The sequence below is a fragment of the Aeromonas sp. HMWF015 genome (assembly GCF_963878965.1).
GTDB lineage: Bacteria > Pseudomonadota > Gammaproteobacteria > Enterobacterales > Aeromonadaceae > Aeromonas > Aeromonas veronii.
The window spans coordinates 22,276-29,474 of sequence record NZ_CAWNZT010000004.1 but is presented as its reverse complement, the minus strand read 5'-3'; the positions used below and the strand labels follow the sequence as shown (position 1 = coordinate 29,474).

Below are 7,199 nucleotides of genomic sequence, written 5' to 3'. Positions count from 1 at the left end.
ATCGTGGTGGGCCCGGAAGGGGAGGAGATTTACTGCGACGAACATGGCCGGGTGAAACTGCAATTCCCGTGGGACCGCTACGGCAGCTCTAACGACCAGAGCTCCTGCTGGGTGCGGGTGAGTCAGGGCTGGGCCGGTGGCCAGTACGGCATGATGGCCATCCCGCGCATCGGCCATGAGGTTATCGTTTCATTCCTCGAAGGTGACCCCGACCAGCCTATCGTGACGGGTCGCACCTACCACGCCACCAACCGGCCGCCGTATGAGCTGCCCGCCAACAAGACTCGCACCGTGCTGCGCACCGAAACCCACAAGGGTGAGGGCTTCAACGAACTTCGTTTTGAAGACCAGGCTGGGCAGGAAGAGATTTATATCCACGGTCAGAAAGACCTGAATGTTCTCATCGAGAACGATGCGGCGTGGCATATCAAGCACGACGAGCATCGGGATATCGACAACGAGCGGGTCACTCGCATCAGAAAGGTGCCGGGCAAGGATGGCGCTCCGCCCAGCCTCGGCAATGACCACCTGACAGTTGAAGGTGAAAAACGGGATCACATCAAGGCGGACTATTCGCTGACGGTGGATACCTCCATGCACCAGAAGTTAGGCCAGTCGTTGCTGGTTGATGCTGTACAGGAGATTCATCTCGACTCGGGCCAAAAAATTGTGTTGGAAGCTGGGTCGGAGATCACCCTGAAAGTCGGTGGCAGTTTTGTGAAGGTCGATCCAAGCGGCGTCACCTTGGTCGGCCCCACCATCAAGATGAACTCTGGCGGCAGTCCCGGCTCAGGTTCAGGTTGGGCGGGGCAAATGCCGGGTTTACCCGGTGGGGTTGAGTTACCTGCCTATACCCCGCCACTTCCATTTAAAGGGGGGAAAGCCTGCCCGCTGCTTGCCCAGCAGGAGACCGCAATGAACATCAATGAGTGTGACAAATGACGGACAAGCCTATCGATCTTTTTGCGCAGGCAGAGCACATTGTCAGTGCTGAATCGATGACCCTGTATGCAATGCTCAATCCACTTGCACAGCCCAGTCCCGTGAGTGATTGGCACCAACAAGGCTGGGTGATGAATGCGATTCCGTTGTATGTGCAAACTCCGATGCGTTCCATCCTTCATGCCAGCCCATGGCTGGTTGAATTGCCGTGGGCAACAGCCAGTGCAGTATTGAGCTGGGCTGAGCAACAACCAGACCCATCCTGGGGTTGGCTTTATGCCAGCCGTGAGGCATGGCTTGCTCAAAAAGAACACTGGCAGCGCTATTTGCGGGGAATGCTTGATGGTCAACTTAAAGCTCTTCGGTTTCATGATCCCAGACTGTTGTCCATATGGCTGTCAGCCAATGAGCCCGCCTTGTGGGCTGGCCTGCTCTCTCCTGTAGAGGCGCTCCGGCTGCCATCGGGGCAGGTATGGCTGAAAAACAGCGGTAATGTAGCGCCGAACAATGATTACCCATGGAGCGTTCCCCCATCACTGATCGATGCCTGGCATCGCAGTGAACCCGGTATCAATTCAGCAGTCATGAACTTCTCTTTGCAGTTATGGGAAGAGCGAGCTGATGACGCATCTCAATGGGATACCGAGGATTCCCCCTTCTCTGAGCGTATTCGCCCTTGGCTGACTGCGTGCGCCCAACGCGGCGATGTTATCCAGACCCTGACGCTTGATGACGCTCTGGCATGGTTAACTCAACAAGGAACCCTCACGATATGACTGCAGCCACACCTCGCACCCTTGAGGGGTGCGTTGACTGTAAAATGCTCAAGTACGAAGCTGAAATAAAGTTGGTAGACGAACTCGGTCAGCCGCTCCCCAATCTTCCGTATGTGCTTTGGGTTGGCCATGGGCCCCAAAAGATAATACGGCAAGGAAAGCAGTCAAGAGGGGATGGTGTGATTGTTGAGAAAGAGTTGCCTCCCGGCCCTCTCTATCTGATGCTGGAGGCGGATGCATTAGCCGATGTGCTGCAAGAGCCCCATCGTCACTTGCGTCTTTCTCGTAGTGACTACGGTACACCTGTCCAGCGTGAGGCAGAACAACAAGGCCGCCTGCCTCGTTATGCTCGTTTTGGTCAGTTGGTGGACAGGCTGCCAGCGTTGTTCGAAGAGGAACAACAAAAAGAGGAGGATAAGCGCCATCCGCTCCCTCCTTACCACTTTCCACACGGAGACCCTGCCAAGGCGAGCGCAGCTCGGCGGCCACTCTATGCCTTCAGTAAAGCAGGCGCTCGCTCCATCAAGATCACCCTTGAGATCACTCCGCTGCGCGCCTGGGTGCTGATGTTGGAGCACAGCCCGGAATACAATCTGGGCAACGCCCATAATCTGGCATTGATGGCCCATTTGGCCTATGCCGGGGGTGACGTCAATGAGGCAAATACCAAGCGTGTGAAGGAAAAACGCAAGACAGACCCCAAGTACACGCCTTCAGCCAGTGAACGGGCCCACTCTATCACCCACTTTTTTGTCGAGCAGATGCAGGATCTCTCTCGCCTGCCTTATGGAATTAATGCCCTTAGCAAGGCGGCACTGGTCAAAGACGTGCCCTATCGGGATCGCTATGAAACCCCCATTTTTATCGATTGCACTGAACAGGGTGAGCAGGGGGAAGCCCCTCCGAGCGACATGGTTGGTGGCTCGTACGATACCCAGTTTTTTTATGTGCAGCGCCCCGAAGAGCTGATCGTCAGTTGGCGCGGCACGGCATCGCTCTCCGATGGCCTCACCGATGGCAACTTTACCCCGGTTGCGTGTCAGAGGATGAAGATTGCCGATCAGGGCAAGGCCCATCAGGGTTTTTACAACCAGTTTGCCGCGGTGACCAGGCATCCCAAACCCAAAATTGCCAAGGTATACACAGATATTACTACTGCAGCTAGAGGTAAAAAGTTGTTTATCTGCGGCCACTCGCTGGGTGGCGCGTTGGCGCTGCTCCATGCCGCTAGCCTCAAGGCTAGCCGCCCCTTGCTCTACACCTATGGCATGCCGCGTACCCTCACCGAAAGTGCCCTGCGCGAACTCACCTTCCCCCATTTTCGTCATCGCAACGAGAGTGATGAAGTGACGAGTGTCCCCCCCTGTCGCGGGTTTGATCACCCCGGAGCCAACATAGTCCTGTTTGGCAAGGTCTTCTCGGTGCTTGCGTTGGGGTTGCCAGACAAGGATCCCTACGGTCATCATGGTAAGCTGGTTCACTTTGATTATACCGACACCCACTACTGGATTGGGGCAGGAAAGCAGCGTGAAAAGGTACTGCTGCCAGTGCAAACCAAGTTGCTGGTGATCCCCCATTTGGCAGTGGAGGGCAAAGCAAGCATGGATGCACAGGCAAAGGCTGCGCTGGTCAATGCTTACCCCCCCGGCGATAACCCTTCCCATGGCGGCGGTGCAAATATACATTCACACCCCAGCGGGGAATATGCCGGTTATCTGCAAAAACGTGTGTTGGGGTTGCTGGATAAGCAGCACAACTTGCCTGATCCAAACGAGGCAAAGGCTATCCAATACACCAAGGTATTAAAAGAGAAAGAAAAGCTGCTCGCGAAGGAAGTCAGCTGGCGTGAGCATGGCGCGCTACAGATCGACAACCAATTGCATCCCCTATTGCCACAGGGGCAGACTGAGCCGGAACAGTTTGCAATCACCCGCCTGTGGCAAGCGCCCCGTAAATAGAGGCCAATATCATGACTATGAAAATAAAAGTGCTTACCCTACTCTGCTGTACCTTGTTAAGCGGCTGCGCCGCGCGCGCCGCCTATAACAGTATCAAACAGGATTATAACCACCCGCCGTTGGATCCGCCGCAACAGAACCGTTGGCTCACCATTGATGGGGTGATCCCGCCAGAGGTCAAAGTGACCATAGTGCCAAATTACTATTCAACCAAGGGCTGTACCCGTAACAGTGGGGATCTCGCAACATACTTTGGTCTGATTTATCCAAAATCAGGCCAATATTCAGTCAGGGTCGCCCTTGATGGTGGTACCCGCTGTGGCTGGCAGCTAGAGAGCATCGAAATCTCTTCAGAGATAAAAGATCCCAACTACTATAATGCCCGTATTCCTATTGTCAGCCAATTTGCAGCCTTGGAATCTGGCGCTGCCACCTATACTTTTAGTATCAAGCAACAGGAACAAGAGTATCAGTCGGACGAAATCAGCAGAACACCTCGTTATTATCCTTATGCGTCTTTGCAAGAAATCGAGAAGGGGTATCCAGCGAGCTATAGTAAAAGCGTATTAAGGCTTAATTCAGTTGGTATTATCAAAAATACGACCGGAGAAGTTGGGGGGCGCCAACCTGACTTTGCTTATCAACCCGGCAAGGCCCCTACCCCGCTTGGAATCATTCACTTTTCCCCCGTGGTTGATCATGACTATCTGGTTTATAGCACCACGGAGGGAAGCAAGCTCAAAGGAAATTTTGTTTATCGAGATTATTACCCCAATGGGGATGTGACAGAGAATGAACCATTGCGTGACTATCGTTATTACGAGATAAAGCCAAAGAAAAAAGAGCCATGGAAGCCGATCATTCCGGATTGATTTTTGCGATATGTTTGCGGCCAAGGGATGCGCGTTTAAATTAATTTCATCCCCTATTGCCACAGGGATAGACAGAGCTGGAACAGTTTGCTATCACACCCGCCTGTAGCAAGCGCCCTGTAAATAGAGGCCAGTATCATGAATATGAAAATAAAAGTGCTTACCCTGCTCTGCTGCATCCTGTTAAGCGGCTGCATTTCGCGCGCCGCCTATAACAATATCAAACACAATTATAACCACCCGCCGTTGGACCCGCCGCAGCAGAACCGCTGGCTCACCATAGATGGGGTGATCCCGCCAGAAGTACGTATGCAAATCGTATCAAATTACTATTCAACCAAGGGCTGTACCCGTAACAGTGGCGATCTCGCAACATACTTTGATTTGATTTATCCCAAACCTGGCCACTATTCGATCAAGGTTGCCCTTGATGGCGGTACCCGCTGTGGCTGGCAGCTAGAGAGCATCGACATCTCTTCTAAGATCAACGATCCCAATTACTATAATGCCCGCATTCCTATTGTCAGCCAATTTGCTGCCCTGGACTCTGGTGCTGCGACCCACACCTTTGCTATCAGGGAAGGGGAAAAAGAGGACGATATGGGGCTGGTGAATATGCCCCCCCATTATTATCCGTATGCTTCTTTGCAAGAAGTTGAAAAAGGTTACCCTGTGAGTGCGAGTAAGAGCTGGCTATGGCTTAACCCAGTGGACACAACCTATCGCATAAACAGCGATGGAAGAGTAAGCGAGACAGACTTTTTTTATCAACCAGGTGCAGCACCTACCCCGCTTGGGACTATTCATTTTTCCCCTGAGGTGGAGCATGACTATCTGGTTTATGGCACCACGGAGGGTAGTAAATTGAAAGGTAATTTCATTTATAGAAAATATTACCCCAATGGGGATGTGACAGAGAATAAACCATTGCGTGACTATCGTTATTACGAGATAAAGCCAAAGAAAAAAGATCCATGGAAGCCGATTATTCCGGATTGACCTTTCCTTATAATGGACGGTCACGATAAGGCCGAGTATGCCTAGTGGCAGAAGGTCTATCAGGATCACCTGTAGCAAACCACCTGATAGGCAAGGCTAATGGCCAGGGAAGGCGCCGCATCAGCTTTATGCCCATCAGGTGGCTGCGTAGCATAACGGATTAGCCCGCAATACAGCAGCACCTCATCCGTTCCTTTTTCACTCTACGAAGAATTATCTCATGACCCATCGAATCTTATGGCTGACGCTGGCGACCGGCTTGCTCGCAGCCTGCTCTTCCACAACTTCACTCACTGACGCCGAGTTATCCCAAGCCGCCACTCAGGGCAATGGCAAGGCTCAATATGAGTTGGCCAAACGTCTGGCCAGTCAGCCCGATTACCCCAATGCCATGCACTGGATGCAGCAAGCGGCAGAGCAGTCGGGCCCTTTGGCTGCCGATCAGCAGGTCCGTGCCAATGCTGCCTGGCAGGTAGGGGAGTGGTATCAGGCTGGACTCGGTGAGCCAAAGAATCCAGCACTTGCTACCCAGTGGTGGCAGCGCTCTGCTCGCCTTGGCAACAGCAATGCTAGCTATCAGCTGGGCCTGATATGTCAGGAGCAGCATCAGGGCAAGCTGGTGAGTGAATGCCTCGACTGGTTCGAGAAAGCCGCCAAACAGGATCATGCAGAGGCGCAATTGATCCTTGGGCAGTGGTATGCCAAGCAGCAGGGGGCGGATGAGGATGCCGTCAAGTGGTTGGAAAACGCGGCAGAATTGGGCAATCGAGACGCTCAGTATCAGCTGGGCAAGCGCTATGAGCAGGGGAAAGGGGTGATCAAACGCCCGGACATTGCCCAGCGCTGGTTTGAGAAGGCTGCCGCCCAGCAGCAGCCGGATGCCTTGTTGTTGTTGGCTCGTCAGGCTACACCAACTGAGGCTTTCGCGGCTTATCAGCGGGCTGCCAATGCGGGTTCTGCCGAAGCTGAACTATGGTTGGGTGTTGCTTATCTGGCGGGAGAGCAGGTGCAAGCTGATCCTGCGTTGGGCAGGTATTGGTTGGAGCTGGCTGTGACTCATGGCTCGCATGAGGCGGAGTACCAACTGAGCTTGCAACAAACAGATGGCGTAGCCAGGCAGCATTGGTTGACTCTGGCTGCGGAAGGCGGGATCACCAAGGCCAGTTTCGAGCTGGCGCAGTTGCAGCAAGAGCAGGGTGAGTTGGAGCAAGCCAGAGCCAGCTATGCCAAAGCTGCTGGACAAGGTCATACCCAGGCTCAATATACTTATGGCGAGATGCTGCGGCAGGGTTTGGGCGGTAAAGAGGACTATGTGCTGGCACTCAAGCAGTATCGTCTGGCTGCCCAGCAGGGTGACCGGATGGCTCAATACCGTATGGGGACCATGCGTGAAGAGGGACTGGGGGCTCCGCGCAACCGGGTACATGCCTATGCCTGGTTATCTATGGCGGCAACAGAAGGGATGCCAGAAGCCGTGCAGGCTCGTGATGAGCTGGAAGCCGCGATGACCAAGCCGGAAGTCAAACAGGCGCAGAAACTCTCTGAGCACTGGTTTGGCAAGATCGCCACTATCTGGCAAAAAGGCTGATAGCTTGACAGGCAAGTGGCCCTTCAGGGCCACTGTGTTATCCCATAGTATCTGGGTTTTGAGC

At 53.6% G+C, this 7,199-nt stretch carries 6 protein-coding genes; all 6 read left to right on the top strand.

The features are described from left to right. Positions 1-942: type VI secretion system Vgr family protein (locus AACS18_RS00320; RefSeq protein ID WP_146184732.1), on the top strand; the 942-nt coding region annotated here is incomplete at its 5' end. Next, positions 939-1,718: a DUF4123 domain-containing protein gene (locus AACS18_RS00315; protein ID WP_108611972.1), complete on the top strand. Its 780-nt coding sequence runs from the start codon at positions 939-941 to the stop codon at positions 1,716-1,718. The genes AACS18_RS00320 and AACS18_RS00315, both read left to right, overlap by 4 nt. Positions 1,719-1,897: 179 nt before the next feature. Further along, positions 1,898-3,676, top strand: a complete 1,779-nt coding sequence (locus tag AACS18_RS00310) for a lipase family protein (protein WP_181363231.1) — start codon at positions 1,898-1,900, stop codon at positions 3,674-3,676. A gap of 11 nt (positions 3,677-3,687) precedes the next feature. Continuing rightward, a complete protein-coding gene (locus AACS18_RS00305) occupies positions 3,688-4,548 on the top strand; it encodes a hypothetical protein (RefSeq protein WP_108611970.1) in 861 nt (286 codons plus the stop codon). A 138-nt stretch (positions 4,549-4,686) separates the two neighbouring features. Continuing rightward, on the top strand, positions 4,687-5,547 hold the full coding sequence (locus AACS18_RS00300) for a hypothetical protein (protein ID WP_108611969.1): 861 nt from the start codon (positions 4,687-4,689) through the stop codon (positions 5,545-5,547). Between the two features lie 220 nt (positions 5,548-5,767). Then, positions 5,768-7,135, top strand: a complete 1,368-nt coding sequence (locus AACS18_RS00295) for a tetratricopeptide repeat protein (RefSeq protein ID WP_108611968.1) — start codon at positions 5,768-5,770, stop codon at positions 7,133-7,135. The last annotated feature ends 64 nt before the right edge of the window (positions 7,136-7,199 follow it).

Coding starts and splice junctions, on each gene's coding strand:
- AACS18_RS00305 (WP_108611970.1), top strand. CDS start 3,688: ATGACTATGAAAATAAAAGTGCTTACCCTACTCTGCTGTACCTTGTTA.
- AACS18_RS00300 (WP_108611969.1), top strand. CDS start 4,687: ATGAATATGAAAATAAAAGTGCTTACCCTGCTCTGCTGCATCCTGTTA.
- AACS18_RS00315 (WP_108611972.1), top strand. CDS start 939: ATGACGGACAAGCCTATCGATCTTTTTGCGCAGGCAGAGCACATTGTC.
- AACS18_RS00295 (WP_108611968.1), top strand. CDS start 5,768: ATGACCCATCGAATCTTATGGCTGACGCTGGCGACCGGCTTGCTCGCA.